Here is a 20,947-nt window from a genome sequence, read left to right on the forward strand (position 1 = left end):
CACCTAGGCACTCAGGGAGTGAGAAGCGCATGCTCAATCGTTATTACCGGGATGAGCTCGACTACCTGAAGCTGCAGGGGCGGGAGTTCGCCGAGGCCAACCCGGGGCTCAGCCGCTTCCTCTCCGAACGCAGCACCGACCCGGACGTCGAGCGCCTGCTGGAGGGCTTCGCCTTCCTCACCGGACGCATGCGCGAGAAGGTCGAGGACGAGTTCCCCGAGCTGACCCACTCGCTGATCGCCATGCTGTGGCCCAACTACCTGCGTCCGGTGCCGAGCATGACGATCATGCAGTTCACGCCCAAGCAGGGGGCGCTGAGCGGCCGCCAGGACGTGGCTGTCGGCACCACGCTGGCGTCGCGGCCGATCGACGGCACCGCCTGCCGCTTCCGCACCTGCCACGATGTGTCGCTCTACCCGCTGCTGCATGGCGGCGTCGAGGCAAGGCATTCGCGGGAATCCTCGATCGTCGAACTCGCGCTTGACGTGGACGGCGACCAATCGCTCGATGCCCTGGGCATCGATCATCTGCGCCTGCACCTGGGCGGCGGTGGCTATACCGCGCGCAGCCTCTACCTGTGGCTCGGCCACTACCTGTCGCGCCTGGAGCTGGAAATCGACGGTGCCGTCATGCCGCTGCCCCGCGACATGCTGAAACCGGTGGGTTTCGAGCCCGGGCATGCGCTGCTGCCCTATCCGCGCAACGTGCACCAGGGCTATCGCATCCTGCAGGAGTACCTCTGTTTCCCCGAGGCCTTCCACTTCGTCGACCTGGTAGGGCTGGGCCGCCTGCTTCCGGCGCGGCATGCCTCGCGGATCGTGCTGCGCTTCGTCTTCTCGCGCACGCTGCCGGCCGACGCCAAGGTGCGCGACGAGCACCTGGCGCTCTACTGTACGCCGGCGATCAATCTGTTCAGCCACGATGCCGACCCCATCGATCTCAACGGCGAGCGCAGCGAGTACCGCATTCGGCCCAGCAGCCGCGCGCCGGAGCACTACGAGGTGTTCAGCGTCGATGCGGTGCAGGGCTGGTTGGAAAGCGATACCGGCAAGATGCGCGGCGAACCGCGCCAGTACGTGCCGTTCGAGAGCTTCCAGCACCAGATCGAGCGCGACCGCGGCCGCGAGGCCCGCTATTTCCGGGTGCGGGTACGGGACAGCCTGCGTGGGGACGGCTTCGACCACGACATCGCCTTCGTGCGCGGCGACGAGCAGGCCTGCCTGGGCATGCGCGAAACCATCTCGCTGCGCCTGACCTGCAGCAACCGCACCCTGCCCGAGCGCCTGGCGGTAGGCGATATCAGCGCCTCCACCGACACCAGTCCGGTGTTCGCTGCCTATCGCAACATCACTCGGCCCACGCCGGCACTGCGCCCGACCCTGGACGGCAGCCTGCTATGGACGCTGATCTCCAACCTGTCGCTCAACTACCTGTCGCTGCTCGAGCGCGATGCCCTGTGTTCGGTGCTGCGCGCTTACGACTTCCGTGCACTGGTCGACCGTCAGGCCGAGCGCATGTCGCAGAAGCGCCTGGCCGGGGTAGTGGGCATCGAGACCCGCTCCATCGACCGCCTCAAGCGCGGACTGCCGGTGCGCGGGCTGCGCTCGGTGATGACCCTGGATCAGGAAGCCTTCGGCGACGAGGGCGGCCTCTACCTGTTCGGCAGCGTGCTGGCGCGCTTCTTCTCGCTCTACGCCAGCATCAACTCGTTCCATGAGTTGCACGTCGTCAATCGCCACAACCAAGAGCGTTACGCATGGACCTTACAGTCGGGCCAACAACCCCTGATCTAGCCCCGGTGGCCCTGATCGAGGGGGCCCGGCGCTATGACTTCTACCAGCTCGTCGAGCTGCTGCATCGCCATCACGACGACGACCTCGAGCGTGTCGCCAACGTGCGCCCGGGCCGCGAGCGGGTGCGCTTCAGCGCCTCGGCGTCGCTCGGCTTTCCGGGCAGCGACGTGGTGGCGCTCGAATCCCGCCCCAGTGGCGAGTACGCGCTGGAGGTCAGCTTCTTCGGCCTGCAGGGCGCCCAGTCGCCGCTGCCCGGCTATTACCTGGAGTCGCTGGCCCACGAGGCGGCCCACCACGAAGGCGTCGCCCGCGACTTCCTCGACTTCTTCAATCACCGCCTGCTGACCCTGGTGCATCGCAGCTGGCGCAAGTACCGCCACTACGTGCGTTACCAGGACGGCGCCAGCGACGGTTTCTCCGCCGCGGTGTTCGCCCTGGTGGGGCTGGCCGACGAGGAGCTGCGCGGCGAGACGCCGATCAACTGGGGCAAGATGCTCGCCTATGCCGGCCTGCTGGCGGGGCGCTCGCGCTCGCCGGAGGTGGTCGAGAGCGTGGTCGGCCATTGCTTCGATCTCGACGACGTGAGCGTCGAGCAGTGGGTGCACCGCTGGGTCGAGATTCCCGAAGACCAGCGCAGCCGCACCGGCCGTTCGGGCATGACCCTGGGCGAGGACATGGTGGCCGGTGAGCGGGTCGCCGACGTGGGCGGCAAGTTCGCCCTGTGCCTGAAGGGGCTCGGCCTCGCCCGCTTTCGCGACTTCCTGCCCGACGGCCGCGAGCATGCGCCGCTCAAGACGCTGGTGAGCTTCGTGCTGCGTGAGCCGCTGGCCTATGACCTGGAGCTGGAACTGCTGGAGAGCGCGGTACAGCCGATGCGGCTCGGCGACCAAGGTTGCTGCCAGCTCGGCTGGACCACTTTCGTCAATCCCCAATCCGGCGCCGCTTCGAGGCGGCGCCGGGTACGCATTCAGATGACAGGGTAACGCGATGTCTAACTTCACCCGGCCCCAGGTCGCCGCAAGCGCCGTCACCCTGGTGGTGATCAACAGCGAACGGCTGGAAGGGCGCTCCACCAGCAGCCACGTTTTCCCGCTGGCGGGTGGCACCCTGGGCAGCGCCGAGAGCGACGACTGGCTGCTGCAGGACCACGCCGGACGTATCCGCCCCACACATGCCGAGATTCGCCAGATCGACGGCCAGTTCTGCCTGATCGATCGCAGCGGCCTCACCTCGATCAACCAGGCCACGCTGCCGCTGGGCCGCGACCGGCGGGTGGCCTTGCGCGATGGCGACGAACTGGGTCTCGGCGAGTATCGGGTGCGCGTGCACCTCGGTGACCGCCAGGCCGGGCTACCCGGCTCCCAGCCGCTCGCCGCACTGATCGATGAAGAGCAGGAGGCGCTGGCCGGGCATGGCGTGGTGCCCTACCGCGCCACGCCGGCGGCGGCGTTCGCACCGCCGCGACGCGACGACCCTCTCGAGGCGCTGGGCGAGGCCACGCCCGGTGCCAGCCAGCGCGATCCGCTCATGGCGCTATCCCATGAGGGTGAGCTGAGTGCCGACGACGGCACGCTGCTCGACACCCTGGAGGAGCCGGGCTGGAGCGAAGGAACATCACATGAACCGCAGGCACGGCGCGAGGCGGCGCCGACGATTCGACGTTACGAGGACGATACAACGATGAACCGGGAAATGGATGAAGGGCTGTTGAACGATCTGGAACGCTCGGTCGGCGAGCAGCTCGAGGAGCGCTGGCAGGATACCGTGCCAGCAAGCGCTGGTCCCGCCGGCACCGACCCGCTGCTGCGGGCCCTGGGGGCCGAACTGCGCTTCGCCGACAGCGAGGAGCAGCTCAACTTCGTCGCCGAAGCCGGCCAGACCCTGCGCGCCGCCATCGAAGGCCTGCAGGCGCTCCACCGCGCCCAGGACGACAGCCGCTACCCGCTGCGGGATCGCCGCCTGCAGCCGATCGAGGACAATCCGCTGCGGCTGGGCCAGCCCTACCGCGACACGGTGGAGACCATGTTCTCCGCGCGCCGCAGCCCGGTGCACCTGTCGGCGCCGGCCGCCGTGGCCGAGTGCCTGGCCCATCAAGGGCAGCACCAAGCGGCGGTGGAGGAGGCCATCGGCGAGGCGCTGCAGGCGATTCTCGACGCTTTCGCCCCGGAAGCCCTGTTGAAGCGCTTCCACGCCTACCGCGGCGCCGGCAATCGCCTGGAAGACGAAGGCAGCTGGGCGTGGGAGATGTACCGCCACTACTACCAGGAGCTCAACTCCGGCCGCCAGCAGGGCTTCGCCAAGCTGTTCTGGGAAGTGTTCGAGCAGGCCTACGACCAGTCGGTGCGACGCCAGCAGCGCGAAATCAAGTGAACACAACAAGACGGGACGCAGGAAACATGAGCACAAGACATTTGCGCACAAATCGAACTTCGAGACGTTCCCTGCTGTGGGTTGCGGTGGTGCTGCTGGCGCTCCTTCTCAGCGGCTGTGCCTCGACCCGCGAGGCCGCCGGCAAGGCCTGGCAGGTGATGCGCGACCCGTCGATTCCGGTGGGTTACCCCGAGGATCGGCCGACCACGGTCGACCTCGCCATGCTGGCAGAGCCCGACGTCAACCCCAACGTCGAGGGCGACGGCACGCCGCTGCGCTTCCAGATCCTGCAGCTCAAGGACGACTCGATGCTGATGGCGGCCGATCACACCCAACTTCGTGACGACCTCGAAGGCGCCCTGGGCACCAATTACCTCTCGCATGACGACTTCACTCTGCTGCCCGGGCAGTGGAAGTTCTACGAGCCGTTCGAGATCGACGAGGAGACCCGCTACATCGGCCTGATTGCCTTCTACAGCGATCCCGACCAGGCCGAGTGGAAGAAGGTGGTGAAGGTGACGACACGCAGCGAGGACTATCACCTGCTGGTGCACCTGCGTGCCGACGAGGCCGAGCTGAGGAAGGAAGACTGATGGCCAGCCGCAACCGAGTGGTATGGAGCGAAGGGCTGTTCATCAAGCCGCAGCACTTCCAGCAGCAGCAGCGCAGCCTGGAGGGCCTGCTCGAGGCGCGTCTGCGCGGCGTCAGCCACGCGCTGTACGGCTTCCAGACGCTGGAACTCAACGCCGAGTACCTGAGTTTCGGGCGCATCGCCATCAGCCGTGCCAGCGGCGTGATGCCCGACGGCACGGCGTTCCAGTTGCCTGACGACGATGTCGAACCGCAGCCGCTGGAGATCGACGACGCCGGCATCGCCAACCAGCTCGTCTACCTGTGCCTGCCGCTGGCCACCGATGCGGTGGGCGAGGTGCGCTGGCCCGACGACGACCTGCCGACCCGCTATCGCCTGGCGCAGCGCAGCGTGCGCGACCTGCACTCCCGCGACGGCGACACCGCCATGCTCGATGTTGCCCGGGTCGCCCCCCGGTTGCTGCTCGAGCGCGACGACCGCAGCGCCTACACCTGCCTGGCGGTGGCGCGCATCCATGAGCGGCGCCCCGACGGCAGCCTGGTACTCGACGAGCAGTTCATCCCCACCCTGCTCAACGTGCAGGCGGCGCCGGTATTGCAGCGCTTCGTCGGCGAGATGGCCGGGCTGATGCGCGAGCGCGCCCGCAACATCGCCCATCGTCTCGCCTCGCCCCACCAGGCCGGCGTGGCCGATGTCTCCGACTTCATGCTGCTGCAGCTGCTCAACCGCGCCCAGCCGCGCTTCCAGCACCTGGCGCGCCTGGGCCACCTGCACCCCGAGCGGCTGTTCGCCACCATGCTCGAAACCGCCAGCGAGCTGGTGACTTTCACCGACGAGTCGCGGTTGCCGCCGGAATACCCGGCCTACGACCACGACCACCCCGAGCGCGCCTTCCGCCAGCTCATGCAGAGCCTGCGCCAGGCGCTCTCCACGGTACTCGAGCCACGCGCGCTGGCGATCCAGCTGCAGTCGCGGCGCTATGGCCTGCTGGTGGCCCCGCTCGCCGACCCGGCCCTGCTCGACAGCGCCGACTTCATCCTGGCGGTGCGCGCCGACATGCCCCACGAGCGGCTGCGCAAGCTGTTCCTGCAGCAGACCAAGGTGGCCAGCGTGGAGCGAATCCGCGACCTCATCAGCCTGCAGCTGCCCGGCGTACCGCTGGAGCCGCTGCCGGTGGCCCCGCGCGAGCTGCCCTACCACGCCGGCTACAGCTACTTCCGCCTCGACCGGCAGAGCCAGGCCTGGAGCATGCTCGACGGCGCCAGCGGCTTCGCCTTCCACGTGGCTGGGGAATTCCCCGGGCTTGAAATGCAGTTCTGGGCGATCAGGAGCTAAGCCATGCAAGAACTTGCCACGCAATACGAATCGAACCCCGGCTCGGTGGCGCGCTTCAGCCCCAGCCGGCACGAAGACCGCATCGACGAACGCGGGCTCGATCATCTGATTCATAGCCACGCCGAACATCTCGATGCCGACGAGGACTACTGGTTCCGCCTGCGCGGGTACAACCTCAATCCGCTGGTGGACGCCGCCAGTTCGCTGCTGGGCATGGTGGTGCGGGTACGCCAGCTCGACGGCATGAGCGACCTCGACCGGCTCTACCGCCAGGTGGTCGACGAGATCTCGGCGATCGAAGTCGAACTCACCGAGCAGGGCTACGACCGGCCCACGCTGCTGGCCTTTCGCTACGTACTCTGCTCGTTCATCGACGAGGCGGTGATGGGCACGCCCTGGGGGCAGCAGAGCAGTTGGGCCGAGCACTCGCTGCTGACGCGCTTCCACAACGAGACCTGGGGCGGCGAGAAGGTCTTCTCGATCCTCTCGCGCCTGCAACAGGAGCCCCAGCGTTATCGCGACATGCTGGCGTTCATCTACCTCTGCCTGTGTCTCGGCTTCGAGGGGCGCTACAAGGTCATGGACCACGGCCGCGAGGAGTACGAGCACATCGTGCGCACCCTCGGCGACCAGTTGGCAGCGCTCGGTGATACCCCGGAAGACAGCCTGACCCGGCCGCTCGACAACGTCATGCCGGGTCGGCGTCACCGCGGGCGCGGTTTGCCGGTATGGGCCGTATTCGCGCTGTTCGCCGTGGTCATGGCCGGCACCTACCTGGGCTTCGCCTGGACGCTCGATCAGCAAGCGGCCCAGGTCGGCACCCTTCTCGACCAGATTTACCGTTAGGAGATCCCATGCTCAGGGTAGAGCTTCCCGCGCTCATCGGCCGCCTCAATGCCGTATCCCGCCAAGGCCTGGAGCAGGCCGCGGTGCTGTGCGCCGAACAGCAGGCCCCCGAAGTCACCGTCGGCCACCTGCTGCAGGCGCTGATCGACCAGCCGCTGTGCGACCTGCGCTGCCTGCTCGAAGGGCAGGGCGTCGACGTCTTCGAGCTGCGCGCGTGCTTGGCCGAGGAGACCCGGCCGCCGCGCGACGTCGCCGTGACCACGCCGAGCTTCTCGCCGCTGCTGGTCGAGCTGCTGCAGGATGCCTGGCTGCTGGCCACCACCGAGTTCGCCTACGACAGCCTGCGCAGCGGCCTGATCTTCACCACCCTGCTGCACAACGCGGGGCGCTACCTGGGGCCGAGAAGCGCCGCGCTGCTGGCCGAGATCAATCGTGAAGGGCTGCGTCGCGGCTTTGAGCGACTGGCCGCCGACTCCGCCGAGGCGCCGCGCGCCGAGCCGAACGAGGGCGGGCGTCGCCAGGCCCAGGCCACCCAGGGCGACAGCGCCCTGGCGCGCTTCGCCACCTCGCTCACCGAACAGGCCCGGCGCGGCGAGCTGGACCCGGTGCTGTGCCGCGACCCCGAGATCGACCAGATGCTCGACATCCTCGGTCGGCGGCGCAAGAACAACCCCATCGTCATCGGCGACGCCGGGGTGGGCAAGAGCGCCGTGGTGGAAGGGCTTGCCGCGCGCATCGTCGAGGGCCGCGTGCCCGCGGCGCTGGCCGACGTCGAGCTGATGAGCCTCGATCTCGGTGCGCTGCAGGCCGGCGCCGCGGTGAAGGGCGAGTTCGAGAAGCGCCTCAAGGCGGTGATCGAGGAGGTCAAGGCCGCGCCCCGGCCGATCCTGCTGTTCATCGACGAGGCCCACACCCTGATCGGTGCCGGCAACCAGGAGGGCGGCGGCGATGCCGCCAACCTGCTCAAGCCGGCCCTGGCCCGCGGCGAGCTGCGCACCATCGCCGCCACCACCTGGCGCGAGTACAAGAAATACTTCGAGAAGGACCCGGCGCTGTCGCGGCGCTTCCAGCCGGTGGCCCTGGCCGAACCCAGCATCGACCAGGCGCTGGTGATCCTGCGCGGCCTGCGCGATACCTACGAGACCGCCCACGGCGTGCTGGTCGGCGACAGCGGCCTGCGTGCCGCCGCCGAACTCTCGGCGCGCTACCTGGCCGGCCGCAAGCTGCCCGACAAGGCGATCGACGTGCTCGATACCGCCTGCGCGCGGCTCTCCCAGGCGCTGGATACCCCGCCGCGCCGGCTCAGCCATCTCAAGAGCGAACATATCGCCGCCCAGCGCGAGCGCGAGCAGCTCGACCGCGAGCGTCTGCTGGGGCGCAGTCCCGACGCCACCCGCGAGGCCGAGCTCGATGCCCGCCTGGCGCGGCTGGAAGAGGAGGTCGAACGGCTCGAGTCGGCCTGGGCCGACCAGCGCGAGTGCGTCGATGCCATCATCGCCCTGCATCGCCAGCTGCTCGATGCGGGCAACAATGAGGCCGCCGTCGAGCAGGCCAGTGCCGAGGCCGAGGCAGGTATCGACAATGCAGTCGTCGGTGAAATCGACACTGACAGCGAAATCGACGGTGAAGCAGCGGCTGACGCGGTTGAACCGGATGACGCTGCCGCTGATGTCGATCTGCATGCCCAGCTGGCCGCCCACGAGGCGCGCCTGGCCGAGCTGCAGCAGGAGTTCGCGCTGGTCAACGCCAGCGTCGAGGAGGCGCAGATCGCCCAGGTCATCGGCGACTGGACCGGCGTGCCGGTGGAGCGCATGACCAGCGACGAGCTGACCCGCCTCACCGAGCTGCCCGAACATCTCGGCCGGCTGGTGCAGGGCCAGGACACGGCCATCGAGCGCGTGCACCGCCACCTGCTTACCGCCCGCGCCGACCTGCGCCGCCCCGGCCGCCCGCTGGGCGCCTTCCTGCTGGTCGGTCCCAGCGGCGTGGGCAAGACCGAGACCGTGGTGCAGATCGCCGAGCGGCTCTACGGCGGGCGCCAGTTCCTCACCACCATCAACATGTCCGAGTACCAGGAGAAGCACACCGTATCGCGGCTGATCGGTTCTCCGCCGGGCTACGTGGGCTTCGGCGAGGGTGGCCTGCTGACCGAGGCGATCCGCCAGCGGCCCTACTCGGTGGTGCTGCTCGACGAGGTCGAGAAGGCCCACCCGGACGTGCTCAACCTGTTCTACCAGGCCTTCGACAAGGGCGAGCTGGCCGACGGCGAAGGGCGCCTGATCGACTGCAAGAACGTGGTGTTCTTCCTCACCTCGAACCTGGGCTATGAAGCCATCGTCGCCCATGCCGACGAGCCCGCGGCGCTCGACGATGCGCTCTACCCGGTGCTGGCCGCCTTCTTCAAGCCGGCGTTGCTGGCGCGCATGGAGGTGGTGCCCTACTTCCCGCTGGGCGCCGACACCCTGCGCGACATCGTGGCGGCCAAGCTCGACACCCTGGCCGAGCGCATCCGTGCGCGCCACCGCCAGGCCGAGGTGGTACTCGACGAGGCCCTGCGCGACGCCATCTGTGCCCGCGCCACCCGCAGCGAGAACGGCGCACGCATGCTCGAATCGGTGATCGACGGCGAGCTGCTGCCGCCGGTGTCGCGGGCGCTGCTCGACCGCCTGGCGCGGCAAGAGCCGGTCACCCGGGTGGCGCTGGGCGTCGACGCGGCGGGCGCCTTTACCGCGGAGGTGGGGTAGGCGATGACGGCGAAGGCGATCGACATGCGCTGGTGCGAGGGTGGCTTGCCGACGGGGCCCGGCCTCGGCGGCATGGCACGCGCGCTGGCGCTGGTCGAGAGCACCTCGCCCGCCGGGCTGCGCGCCTGCGCCGGCGGTATCCTCCAGGCCAGCCATGGCCTGGCCTGGGTCACCTGTCTCTATCTCGACGGCAGCGGCCGCTGGCTGGGCGGCGACAGCGACGACGTTCGCTTCGATTGCGACGACTTTCGTCACCCCTATGCCCATGCCATCCGTCAGGGCAAGCCGTTGCGACTGGGGCTGGTGGAGGCGCGCTCACGGCTCGATCATGCCGGCTTCCAGGCCCAGGTGGCGGCGCTTCCCGGCGGGTTGCAGCTGGTGGTGCGTCCGCTGCGGGCGCTGGACGGCAAGCGCGAGTGGCTCGGTGCCCTGGCCATGGCCGGCGAGACGGAAGTCCTCGCCCGGCTCGAGGCGGATCCCGAGTTCGCCGCCTTCGAGGCGCTGCTGTGCCGCCTGTGGGCGGGGTTGGCCCGCCACCAGGGCGAACGCCAGCGCGAGGCGAGCCTGCGCCAGTCGCTTGCCCAGCTCAACGATGGCGCCCGGCGCCAGGCGCTGGCCGAGCGGCTGGCCGGCGAACTGCTGGGAGGGTCGGCGGCCATGCAGGCATTGCGCAGCCAGGTGGTGCGCGCGGCGGAGACCAACCTGGCGGTATTGCTGCAGGGCGAGACCGGCACCGGCAAGGACCGGGTGGCGCGCGCCATCCACCAGCTCTCGGCGCGCAGCCAGCGAGCCTTCATGGCGATCAACTGTGCGGCGATTCCCGAGTCGCTGCTCGAGTCGGAACTCTTCGGTCACGCCAAGGGCGCCTTCTCCGGCGCCGATCAGGCCCGCGAAGGGCTGATCAGCCAGGCCGACGGCGGCACCCTGTTCCTCGACGAGATCGGCGACATGCCACTGCCGCTGCAGGCCAAGCTGCTGCGGGTGCTGGAAAACGGACGCTACCGGCCGCTGGGGGCGAACGAAGAGCGGCGCGCCGACCTGCGCCTGGTGGCGGCCACCCATCAGCCGCTGCGCGAACGGATTCGCGACCAGCGCTTTCGCGCCGATCTCTACTACCGACTGGGGCAGTTCCCGCTGACCCTGCCGCCGCTACGCGAACGCAGCGAGGACATCGCCGAGCTGGCCGAGGCCTTCGTCGCCGACTTCTGCGCCCGCGAGGGGCGCGACGAGATGGGGATCACCCCGGCCGCGCTGCGCCTGCTGCGCGAGCGCGACTATCCGGGCAACGTCCGCGAGCTGAAGAACCTGATCGACTACGCCTGCGCCATGACCCGCCCGGGAGAGGATGTTGCTCCGGCGGCACTGCCCGAACGGGCCGATGCGGAAACGAGCGACGCTGGCGATCCCGCGTGGACACCGCAGCTCAGCGCGACGGCTGACAGCGTGCAGGACCTGCGGCGTGCCCTGCGCGACTACGAGGCGGAGTTGATCCGCCAGCGACTGCTGCTGTTCGACGGCAATCGCGCCCTGGCGGCCGAGAGCCTCGGCCTGCCCAAGCGCACCCTGGCACACAAGTGCCGACAGCTGGAACTGGATGCCAAATGAGTTCGACCCTGATATTTCGCCGGGCGCCGTGGCTGGCGCTGGCCGCAAGCCTGGCCCTGGTGGCCGACGCCTGGGGCGACACCGCCGCCGAGGCGTTGGTGGCCGAGGCCCGCGAGTGCGCCATCGAGCCCTCGCGCCTGGATAGGCTGGGCTGTTACGACGCGCTGTTCATGACCCGTGACGAGCCGGTGGCGAGCGAGGATCTGCGCCCCGCGCTGTGGCATTCGATCAACGCCCAGGAGGCCGAGCGCGAAGGTGACGACATGGGCCTGCTGGTGCGCGAGCGCAGCGATGGCGTGCTGATCAGCGTGCCGGCGCTGGGCAGCGTGCCGCCACGCCCGCAGTTGGTCATCGCCTGCGAGAAGACCATCACGCGCTTCCAGCTCCACCTGCCCCAGGCGCTGGACGCGCCGCGGGTTCAGGTGCGCCTGCGTGCAGGAGGCCGCGAACTGGAGCAGGTCTGGCAGGCCCGCGACGGTGGCTACGTAGTCAGTGGCGGCCGCGGGTTGCCGGCCATCGCCACGCTGCAGCAGCTGCTGGATGCCGACGAGCTGACGTTCGGCAGCGACCAGGCCGTGCTCGATGGCCAGCGCTTCGAAATCGCCGGGCTGCGCCAGGCGATACAGCCGCTGCGCGACGCCTGTCGCTGGTGAGGTAAAGATGCGAATCGTCAACCAGACACAGCTGACGGAACTGCTGGCCGCGCTCCCCCCGGAGGGCGTCGGCAGGCCCCTCGACGACAGCGCCGATTACGCCTGGCTCGACGAGGAGATGATGAAGATCGGCTCGCTGCAGCACGGCGGGGTCGACTGGGAGGGCGCCGAGACCCGCGCCGTGCGCCTGCTGAGCACCACGGGCAAGGACCTGAAGGTGCTCGGCCACCTGCTGCACTGCCTGCAGCGCGACGGCGACGGCGTGCGTTTCGCCCTCTCGCTGCGCCTGCTGGCGGGCAGCCTCGAACAGTGGTGGGACGACGCCTACCCCTATGGTGGCGTCCAGGGCGAGCGGCTGCGGCCGCGGCTGTTCCGGCAGTTCACCCAGCGCGCCCTGGCGCTGGCGGAGTCGCTCGATTTCGACAATGCCGCCGACGAGCAGCAGGCCTGCGAAGCCGCCAACGAGGCGCTGCTGGAAGCGGCACGGGCACGCCAGCTGCCGGACGAGGCCCTGGTCGACCTGCAGCGCCAGCTGCGCCAGGCCCGCCCCAGCCAGGCGGGTTCAAGCGCCGCGTCCGCCACTCGCGGTGCGGCGGCGGAAAGCGCTACGCCGGCCAGCACCGCATCGCCCACGACCAAGCTGCCCGAGATGCGCCTGGAGGCCGGCAACGAGCGCGGCAATCGCCAGACCCTGCTGAAGATGGCCGATTTCCTCAACGAGCAGAGCCCCGGCGACCCGCTCGGCTACCGGCTCCGACGCCATGCCATCTGGAGCGTCATCCAGGCGCTGCCGGCCACCCGCGACGGTGTGCGCTCCGAGCTGGTGCCGCCCGCCGCCGACCGGGTAGCGGAGTATCGCGAGGCGCTCACGCGCGGCGCCGACATCGCGCTGTGGAAACGCATCGAGAACAGCCTGGCGGTGAGCCCCTACTGGCTGGAGGGGCATCGCCTCAGCGCCAGTGCCGCCGATCGTCTCGGTCAACCGCGCTGTGCCGCCGCCATTCGCGACGAGGCGAGCCGTTTCGTCGAGCGCCTGCCTGGCATCGAGTCGCTGACCTTCAACGACGGCAGCGCCTTCGTCGACGACGAGACCCGCCAATGGCTGCAGGCCGCGCCGGGCAGTGCCGCAGGAGGCAGCCAGGAAGCCGGCGGCGACCCCTGGCAGGAGGGGCTTGCCGAAGCCCGCGAGAGACTGGCCGCGGAAGGGCTGGAAGCGGCCCTGATGGGCCTCGACCGCGGCCTGGCCGAGGCCCGCTCGCCGCGCGAGATCGCCTACTGGCGGCTGGCCAGCGCCGACCTGCTGCGCGATGCCGGCCTGGCGGCGCTGGCCGCCCAGCACTATCGCGCGGTGCGCGAGTCGCTGGCGGGCCTGGGTCTCGAACAGTGGGAGCCGGCGCTGCTCAAGCGGCTCGAGCGCGCGGTGGAGAAGGGCAAATGAACATCACTACCTACAACATCATCATCATCGACAGGGACGAGGGCTAAGGCTCATGTGGAAAAGTGTGAAGTCCGGTCTGAGTCGCTGGGTACCCGGCGCCTCTCGGGCACAAAGCAACGCCAACCAGGCCAAGATGCACGGCAACAAGGCCCAGGGTATCGGCAAGCAGGCGAGCAAGCTCACCGTCGTGCTCTGGTGGCTGCTGCTGGGCGCCCTGATCGTCGCCATCTGGTGGCTGGGGCCGATGTGGCAGGTACGCGACAGCTACCCCCTGGCGCCCTGGCTCAACCGGCTGCTCGCCACCCTGGCGCTGGCCACCCTGGCGGCCGTGGTGTGGGGCGTGCGCCTCGCTCGCCGGCTGCGTGAGGTGGACGACGAGCGGCGCCAGAACGAACGCCTGCAGCTCGACCCGGTGCTGGGCCAGGTGGAGCAGCAGGAGGCGACGCTCAACGCCACCCTGCACGAGCTGCTCGACAATCTCGGTGCCGGCCCCGGGGCGCGCTACAAGCTGCCCTGGTACCTGGTGATGGGCGTGGAGAACGCCGGCAAGACCAGCCTGATCAACCGCTCCGGCCAGAACTTCTCGCTGACCCACGTGATGAAGGCGTCGGGCCAGGGCAAGAAAGGCAACCAGTACGGCTTCGACTGGTGGATCGGCGACAAGGCCGTGTTGATCGACCCGGACGGCGAGCTGCTGACCCAGGGCGCGCTGGAAGGCGGCGAGCCCCAGGAACTCCAGAGCCGGCTGTGGGACCACTTCGTCGGCTGGCTGGAGCGCAACCGCGCCCAGCGTCCGCTGGACGGCGTGGTGCTGGTGCTCGACCTGGCGCGCCTGAGCGACGCCCGGGTGGCGGTGCGCAAGGCCTACGCCTCGCTGCTGCGCGCGCGGATGCGCGAACTGATGGAGCGTCACGGCGCGCGCCTGCCGGTCTACGTCACCTTCAGCAAGATGGACCTGCTGCACGGCTTCGACGACTTCTTCCGCCACTACTCCCGTGCCGCGCGCCGGGCGCCGCTGGGCTTCACCTTCAGCGCCGAGAGCGTCGAACGCGTCGACCAGTGGGCCGACGAATTCGCCGACGCCTACGACGCCATGCTCGAGCGGCTCAACCGCAGCCTGCCCACGCTGCTGGCCGAATGCCGCGACCGCGAGGAGCGCGAATCGGTGTTCCGCTTCGTGCGCCAGCTCGCCGGCCTGCGCGACGTGCTGCTCGGCTTCCTGCGCGAGGCGCTCTCCAGCGACCGCTACTCCACCGCCGCCATGGTGCGTGGTACCTACTTCACCTCGGTCTACCAGCAGGGCGTGCCGGAGGATCCCTTCGTCGATGCCGCCGCGCGCCGCTACGGCATGGCCGATACCACCCAGCCGGCTCATCGCGCCGCACGCAGCGCGCTCTACTTCACCGAGGAGCTGTTCGACAAGGTGATCTATCCCGAGGCGGGGCTGGCCGGCGACAACGCCCGCGCCGCCCGGCGTCGGCGCCGTGTGCGGCGTGCCAGCGCCTTTGCCTGCCTGCTGGCCGGGCTGGCGCTGGTGGGCGGCTGGAGCCATTTCTATCAGAAGAACACCCAGGCCTTGGCAGCGGTGGAAGAGAAGGCCCAGGACTTCCTGGCCGCCCAGCCCGACGAGCTGCACAGCGACGACCCCACCGGTTATGCGCTGCTGGAGCCCCTCGATCGCCTGCGCGCCGCCACCCTGGAGTTCGGTGACTATCGCGAGCACCTGCCGTGGCTGGCCGACATGGGCCTCTACCAGGGCCATGCGGTGGGGCGTGGGATTGAGGACGCCTACCTGGCGATGCTCAGCTACCACTTCCTGCCCTCGCTGATGATCGGCATCATGGATGACATGAACCGCGCCGAGGCCGGCAGCAACGACAAGCTGGCCCTGCTGCGCGTGCTGCGCATGATGTCCGATGCCAGCGGGCGCCAGCCCGAGCGGGTCGAGGCGTACATGGAGCGGCGCTGGCAGCGTGCCTTCCCCCAGCGCGGCAGCGTGCAGGAGCGCCTGCTCGACCACCTCGCCTACGCCATGGCGCATACCGACCTCGAAGGGCGTGTGGCCGCCGGCGATCGTCATGCCGAGCAGGCCATGGCGGCGCTGCGCGGCAGCTTGCAGGCCGCCCAGGAGGAGCTCTCGCGCCAGCCCATGGACGAGCGCGTCTACGCCACCCTCAAGGCCAACAGCGGTAGCCGCAGCGGCGCGGCGCTCGACCTGCACCAGGGCGTCGGCCCCTCCTTCAACGCCGTGTTCATGGCCCGCGACGACGAGCTGGAGCGCCTGCGCCTGCCGACCCTGCTGACTCGCGACGGCTTCGAGGGCTACTTCCTCAAGGAGATCGAGCAGGCCACCGAGCTGGCATTGATCGACCTCTGGGTGCTGGGCCAGCGCGACGACATCGCCTTCAGCGCCGCCGACGAACGCCAGCTGCGCGATGCCCTGCACGAGCGCTACGTCAGCGACTATCACGTGACTTGGCGTCAGGTGCTCGACGACCTCTACCTGGTGCCGCTGCCCGATATCGACCAGGCCGTGTTCGTGGCCGATACCTTGCTCGGCGCCAGCCGCCCGCTGGACCGCCTGCTCGGCGAAGTGGCCCACCATACGAGGCTCTATCCCGAGCTGCCGGCCGACGACGAGGTGGCACGCCAGGCGCTGGAGCGCTCGCCGCGCTACCGCCTGGCCGGCGAGATCGAGCGCAACTTCCGCGATCTCAACGGGCTGCTCGATGCGCGTGGCGACAATCCCGCCGATATCGCCGAGATCAAGGTGGCCATCGGCGAGCTGCGCGACTACCTGCGCCAAGTGCAGGGTGCCAGCGACCCGGGCCGTGCGGCCTTCGTCAGCGCCCGCGACCGCCTGGCGCTGCGCGGCGGCGACCCCATCCACAACCTCAAGCGCATCGCCGAGAACACACCGGCCCCGGTGGATCGCATGCTCGAAAGCCTGGCCGACCAGAGCTGGCAGCTGATGATGGCCAGTGCCATTCGCCATCTCGAGCATCAGTGGCTCGACGAGGTGGTGGGGCCCTACCAGGAGCGCCTGGCAGGCCGCTACCCGCTGGTGCCCAGCGCCTCGCGTGAGGTGGCGCTGAACGACTTCGAGGCCTTCTTCGCCGCCGGCGGCATTCTCGACCGCTTCTACCAGGACAACCTGCGGCCCTTCATCGAAGAGGCCCCCGAGTACCTGGTCGACGCCGAGGGCAGCCCGCTGCTGCGTGACAGCGTGTTCACCGCCATCCAGCGCGCCGAGCAGATCCGTCAGGCCTACTTCGGCCGCGACGGCGTGCTCGACGTGGAGTTCGCCCTGGAGCCGGTGAGCCTAAGCCCCGACAAGCGCCGCAGCGTGATCAACATCGATGGTCAGATCATCGACTACGCCCACAGCGCGAGCTCTCGGGTCTCGATGATCTGGCCCAACGCCCTGCGCGGCGGCAACGAGAGCCGCATCACTCTGGTGCCGAGCCAGGTCAACCGCTCGCCGCGCAGCCTCAGCCGCGACGGTGCCTGGGCCTGGTTCCGCCTGCTCGACGAAGCGGAGATCACCAGTGCCAGCGAGCGTGACCTGGAGCTGCGCTTCCAGGTCGACGGCGGCTCGGCGCGCTATCGCCTGTATGCCACCGGTGCGCGCAACCCGTTCACCCGCCCGCTGGTCGCAGGCTTTCAACTGCCCACCGCGCTGTATGCCGAAGGAGGTTTCGATGTTGGCAGCCTTTAAGCGCCTGTTCGGCGGTGAACGCCAGAAGGCGGCTCCTGCCAGCGCGGTAGAGGAGGCGAAAGGGCTGGAAGAGGCCTCGATGGAAGACATCGAAGGCTTCCTTGAAGCCGCCAGGCGTGCCGATACCCAAGGGCACTCGCCCTGGGTATTGCGCGACGAGGCCCGCCTGATCACCCTGCGCCGAGCGCTGGAGTTCACCGTACAGCGCGGCCAGTGGTTGCAGCGTGACGGCGGCAACATCGCCCGCTGGCAGGGCCGGCTGCTCAAGCTGCGCCACGGCGAAGGCCCCTCCCTCGGCATGCTGCTGGCTTGCCGGCCGGATGACGAATCGGCCTGGCAGCTGCGCTTCTTTTTCGTCGAGAAGGAGTGGCAGGGCAGCGGCCACGGCGCCCGCCTGTTGCAGGCGGCGCGCCACAGCCTGAGCGGCGTGCCGCTGAACGTGCGGCTGCCCCTGGCCTGCCAGGCCGCCGTACGCAGCCTGGAGGAAGCCGGCTTCAAACGCATGCACGTGAACGCCTTCGAGGTGGCCAGCTTCGAGGCGCCCGCGGAGTGGGACTAGCCAGCCAGCTCGCAAAGACAGGAGAACGATAGATGGGACGCAAATTCGTACTCGTGGGTGACATCGGCACCGACCACGACGGTTTCCCGCCGACGCCGGTCACCGCAGGCAGCCCGACCGTGCTGATCGACGGCAAGCCGGCGGCGCGCCTGGGCGACCCCCTGGCGCCGCACGACAAGCCCAAGCACCCCACCCACCCGCGTGCCATCGCCGAAGGCTCGGGCAGCATCCTGATCGACGGCAAGCCCGCCGCCCTCACCGGCCACGCCGTGGACTGTGGCGGCGTGGTGATCGGCTCCGCCAGCGGGGAGGGCAGCTGACGTGGCCAATCAAACCGGACTCCAATTCACCCTCGCGCTCGCCGGGGCCGACAGCGCCGAGCTGGCGGTGGTCGACTTCTCCCTGGAAGAAGCGCTCTCCGCGCCCTTCACCCTCAAGCTGCGCTTCGCCAGCCGCGACGCCAGCCTCTCCGCCAGCGCGCTGCTCGACCGCCCGGTGACCCTGACGATCTGGCAGGACGGCGAGGCGCTGCGCCGGGTACACGCCATCGTCAGCGAGTTCGGCCGCGGCGACCGTGGCCACCGCCGTACGATGTACTCGCTGGTCGCTCGCCCGGCGCTGTGGCGCCTCGGCCTGCGCCAGAATTCACGCATCTTCCAGCAGGTCTCGCCGCTCACGGTGATCAACACCCTGTGCGACGAGCGCAGCCTCACGGATGTGGCCTTTGCCGCCACTCGGGAACCGCAGGAAAGGGAGTACCTCACCCAGTACCGTGAAACGGATCTCGCCTTCCTTCAGCGCCTGGCTGCCGAGGAAGGGCTGTTCTACTTTCATGAATTTGAAGCGGCGCCGAACGGTGCCCACCGCCTGGTGTTCGCCGACGCGCCCCAGGTGCTGGCCCACCTGGGCGAGCGCACCTACCACGGCCGTGCCGGCGGTACCCCGCCGAGCCGTCACGTACGCAAGCTCCAGCAGCTCGCCCGGGTCGCCCCGGCCTCGGTCACGCTCAAGGACTACTCGTTCAAGAACCCCGCCTACGCGCAGCTGCATGAATACTCTGCCGACGGCCTGGAAGAGCACGCCCAACGGGACGACTACGAGCACTACGACTACCCCGGGCGCTACAAGGCCGACGCCTCCGGCGAGGCCTTCACCCGCATTCGCCTCGAGCACCTGAGAAGCGACGCCCTGACCTGCGCCGCCGAGAGCGACCTGCCCGAGCTTGCCCCCGGCACCCGCTTCACCCTTACCGACCACGACCTCAGTGAGCTCAACCGCGACTGGCAGGTGGTGGCGGTGACGCACCACGGCAGCCAGCCCCAGGCGCTGGAAGAGGACGGCTTCACCCAAAGTGACGGGGCAGGAATGGGCCAGATGACCAAGTTCGACAACGAACTGGTGCTGACCCCCGCCGACCGCGCCTGGCGCCCCAAGCCCAACGCCAAGCCCCGCGTCGACGGCCCGCAGATCGCCTTCGTCGTCGGCCCCGAGGGCGAGGAGATCTACTGCGACGAACACGGCCGGGTCAAGGTGCAGTTCCCCTGGGACCGCTACGCCGAGCCTGATGAGACCGCCAGCGCCTGGGTGCGTGTGTCCCAGGGCTGGGCCGGCGGCGGCTACGGCAGCATCGCCATCCCGCGGATCGGGCACGAGGTGGTCGTCAGCTACCTGGAGGGCGACCCCGATCAGCCGCTGATCACCGGGCGCACCTACCACGCCGTCAACACGCCGCCCTACGCACTGCCGGCGCACAAGACGCGCACCGTGATCCGTACCCAGAGCCACCAGGGCGAAGGATTTAACGAACTTCGCTTCGAGGACCAGGCCGGCGAAGAGCAGATCTGGCTGCACGCCCAGAAGGACCTGGAGCTGCTGACCCACAACGACCGCACCGAAGAGATCGGCAACGACAGCTTCCTCACCGTGCATCACGACCGTATCGGCGAGATCGACGCCGACGATCACCTGACGGTGCATGGCCAGCGTCACACCCAGATCGACGGCGACGACCACCTGATCGTCGACGCCAGCCGCCACGAGAAGTACGGCCGCGCCCAGCTCGTCGAAGCCGGCCAGGATATCCACCACAAGGCGGGCATGAAGGTGGTGATCGAAGCCGGCGCCGAGATTACCCTCAAGGCCGGCGGCAGCTTCGTCAAGCTCGACCCCAGCGGCGTCACCATCGTCGGCAGCCAGGTCAAGATCAACTCCGGCGGCAGCCCCGGCTCCGGCTCCGGCCAGGCCGCCCAGGCACCGGCGCTGCCGCGGGAGGCGGAAGCGGCGCCCGAGTTCACCCCGATACAGGCTCCTCAGCAAGCGGCGCTGCTGCAACAGAAAGCGCTGTGTCCCGTATGCGAAAAGGATGGTAGCGCGTGACGGATATAGTGAGCTGGCCGTTTTCCCGAGGGCTGACGGGTGGCCCATGGCGTTGGCCCGTCGAGCAGCACGTATACCTGCTGCTCGATGGCGTGCGTGTCCAGGAACTACCGCGTCGGCTTTATGAGTGGTCCGAGGGGCGTTTGGAGGCCGATCTGCTCTACGCGGGAACCCCTTGGGCGACGGTCAGTCACGTTTCTCCCTGGCTGGTACGGCTATCTGGTCCTGACGACCCGGTGTTGCAGCATTTCCTCGAGGAGGGGCTCGAGCCGGAATGGGGTTATCTCATCATCGGCCAAGCCAGCCTGCTGGAAGTGGCCGATCATCTGCGCCGCTTGGTGCAGGTCGTACACCCCAGCGGGGTTCCGATGCTGCTGCGCCTGGCCGATCCAGCCGTCATGTCAGCTCTGCTAATCGCTGAAAGCTCACCGGCACATGTCCCTTGGGGGGCTATCGATCAGTTGGTCGTGCCCAATGCCGTGACGGAAGAGTGGGGCTATGGCTCGCCCGCTCAAGTGCAAGCCGACCCCATTGCACTGGACACCGAAGGCTACCGGCTGTCGGAAGTGCAGCTTGCCCGGCTCCAGGTCTGCGATCTGCGTCGAGATACACGTCAACTGCTGAGCTTCGTCGAGCGACATTGCAACGGCTGGTTGCCGGACGCGCCGAAGTCGCAGCGATATGCCTGTCTTGAGCGGGTTATCGGCGAAGCCCGCGACATGGGCTTCAACACGCCTCGCGAATGGGCGCTGCTGTGCACCCTGATGGCCCAGCTAGGAACCCTGACGTGGCATGGCCATACCGATACCCCCCTTTATCACGAGCTGAGCGATAAACGCCTGGGCGGAATCGAGCGTCTCGAAGCCGCTCTGAGCGCGGCCACAACCTCACAATCCTAAGTTACGACATAGGGAGAAT

General features: G+C 69.0%; 15 protein-coding genes. All 15 read left to right on the forward strand.

What is annotated here, in order from left to right:
* Window positions 1–29 precede the first annotated feature (29 nt).
* The 15 genes from tssF to ACUY1T_RS09595 all read left to right on the forward strand — a co-directional run bounded on the left by tssF (window position 30) and on the right by ACUY1T_RS09595 (window position 20,928).
* Window positions 30–1,793, forward strand: coding sequence for a type VI secretion system baseplate subunit TssF (tssF, locus tag ACUY1T_RS09525; RefSeq protein ID WP_446022182.1), 1,764 nt, complete (start codon window positions 30–32; stop codon window positions 1,791–1,793).
* Entirely contained in the window at window positions 1,757–2,776 is a 1,020-nt protein-coding gene (gene tssG / locus ACUY1T_RS09530; protein WP_446022184.1) for a type VI secretion system baseplate subunit TssG, read from the forward strand. The genes tssF and tssG overlap by 37 nt, the downstream gene beginning before the upstream one ends.
* Window positions 2,777–2,780: 4 nt before the next feature.
* Entirely contained in the window at window positions 2,781–4,163 is a 1,383-nt protein-coding gene (gene tagH, locus ACUY1T_RS09535; protein ID WP_446022186.1) for a type VI secretion system-associated FHA domain protein TagH, read from the forward strand.
* A gap of 41 nt (window positions 4,164–4,204) precedes the next feature.
* A complete protein-coding gene (gene tssJ / locus ACUY1T_RS09540; RefSeq protein ID WP_446022187.1) occupies window positions 4,205–4,756 on the forward strand; it encodes a type VI secretion system lipoprotein TssJ in 552 nt (183 codons plus the stop codon).
* Window positions 4,756–6,090, forward strand: coding sequence for a type VI secretion system baseplate subunit TssK (gene tssK, locus ACUY1T_RS09545; protein ID WP_446022189.1), 1,335 nt, complete (start codon window positions 4,756–4,758; stop codon window positions 6,088–6,090). Before tssJ ends, tssK begins: the two co-directional genes overlap by 1 nt.
* Window positions 6,091–6,093: 3 nt before the next feature.
* Window positions 6,094–6,936, forward strand: coding sequence for a type IVB secretion system protein IcmH/DotU (gene icmH, locus ACUY1T_RS09550; protein WP_263581994.1), 843 nt, complete (start codon window positions 6,094–6,096; stop codon window positions 6,934–6,936).
* A gap of 8 nt (window positions 6,937–6,944) precedes the next feature.
* Entirely contained in the window at window positions 6,945–9,680 is a 2,736-nt protein-coding gene (tssH, locus tag ACUY1T_RS09555) for a type VI secretion system ATPase TssH (protein ID WP_446022192.1), read from the forward strand.
* A 3-nt stretch (window positions 9,681–9,683) separates the two neighbouring features.
* A complete protein-coding gene (locus ACUY1T_RS09560; protein WP_446022194.1) occupies window positions 9,684–11,285 on the forward strand; it encodes a sigma-54 interaction domain-containing protein in 1,602 nt (533 codons plus the stop codon).
* Window positions 11,282–11,938: a type VI secretion system-associated protein VasI gene (vasI, locus tag ACUY1T_RS09565; protein ID WP_446022196.1), complete on the forward strand. Its 657-nt coding sequence runs from the start codon at window positions 11,282–11,284 to the stop codon at window positions 11,936–11,938. Before ACUY1T_RS09560 ends, vasI begins: the two co-directional genes overlap by 4 nt.
* Window positions 11,939–11,945: 7 nt before the next feature.
* On the forward strand, window positions 11,946–13,376 hold the full coding sequence (tssA, locus tag ACUY1T_RS09570) for a type VI secretion system protein TssA (RefSeq protein ID WP_446022198.1): 1,431 nt from the start codon (window positions 11,946–11,948) through the stop codon (window positions 13,374–13,376).
* 64 nt (window positions 13,377–13,440) lie between these two features.
* Window positions 13,441–17,094, forward strand: a complete 3,654-nt coding sequence (gene tssM / locus ACUY1T_RS09575; protein ID WP_446022199.1) for a type VI secretion system membrane subunit TssM — start codon at window positions 13,441–13,443, stop codon at window positions 17,092–17,094.
* Window positions 17,078–17,653, forward strand: coding sequence for a GNAT family N-acetyltransferase (locus tag ACUY1T_RS09580; protein ID WP_446022201.1), 576 nt, complete (start codon window positions 17,078–17,080; stop codon window positions 17,651–17,653). The genes tssM and ACUY1T_RS09580 overlap by 17 nt, the downstream gene beginning before the upstream one ends.
* A 32-nt stretch (window positions 17,654–17,685) precedes the next feature.
* Entirely contained in the window at window positions 17,686–17,973 is a 288-nt protein-coding gene (locus ACUY1T_RS09585) for a type VI secretion system PAAR protein (protein WP_197449157.1), read from the forward strand.
* A 1-nt stretch (window position 17,974) separates the two neighbouring features.
* Entirely contained in the window at window positions 17,975–20,029 is a 2,055-nt protein-coding gene (locus tag ACUY1T_RS09590) for a type VI secretion system Vgr family protein (protein WP_446022204.1), read from the forward strand.
* Window positions 20,026–20,928: a DUF4123 domain-containing protein gene (locus ACUY1T_RS09595; RefSeq protein ID WP_446022206.1), complete on the forward strand. Its 903-nt coding sequence runs from the start codon at window positions 20,026–20,028 to the stop codon at window positions 20,926–20,928. The genes ACUY1T_RS09590 and ACUY1T_RS09595 overlap by 4 nt, the downstream gene beginning before the upstream one ends.
* Window positions 20,929–20,947 lie beyond the last annotated feature (19 nt).

It is taken from the genome of Billgrantia sp. Q4P2, assembly GCF_052806135.1.

Excerpts from the sequence above, each read along its gene's own strand:
- tssH (WP_446022192.1), top strand. The coding sequence starts at position 6,945 with ATGCTCAGGGTAGAGCTTCCCGCGCTCATCGGCCGCCTCAATGCCGTA.
- ACUY1T_RS09580 (WP_446022201.1), top strand. The coding sequence starts at position 17,078 with ATGTTGGCAGCCTTTAAGCGCCTGTTCGGCGGTGAACGCCAGAAGGCG.
- icmH (WP_263581994.1), top strand. The coding sequence starts at position 6,094 with ATGCAAGAACTTGCCACGCAATACGAATCGAACCCCGGCTCGGTGGCG.
- tssA (WP_446022198.1), top strand. The coding sequence starts at position 11,946 with ATGCGAATCGTCAACCAGACACAGCTGACGGAACTGCTGGCCGCGCTC.
- tssF (WP_446022182.1), top strand. The coding sequence starts at position 30 with ATGCTCAATCGTTATTACCGGGATGAGCTCGACTACCTGAAGCTGCAG.
- ACUY1T_RS09560 (WP_446022194.1), top strand. The coding sequence starts at position 9,684 with ATGACGGCGAAGGCGATCGACATGCGCTGGTGCGAGGGTGGCTTGCCG.
- ACUY1T_RS09585 (WP_197449157.1), top strand. The coding sequence starts at position 17,686 with ATGGGACGCAAATTCGTACTCGTGGGTGACATCGGCACCGACCACGAC.
- tagH (WP_446022186.1), top strand. The coding sequence starts at position 2,781 with ATGTCTAACTTCACCCGGCCCCAGGTCGCCGCAAGCGCCGTCACCCTG.
- tssK (WP_446022189.1), top strand. The coding sequence starts at position 4,756 with ATGGCCAGCCGCAACCGAGTGGTATGGAGCGAAGGGCTGTTCATCAAG.
- vasI (WP_446022196.1), top strand. The coding sequence starts at position 11,282 with ATGAGTTCGACCCTGATATTTCGCCGGGCGCCGTGGCTGGCGCTGGCC.
- tssG (WP_446022184.1), top strand. The coding sequence starts at position 1,757 with ATGGACCTTACAGTCGGGCCAACAACCCCTGATCTAGCCCCGGTGGCC.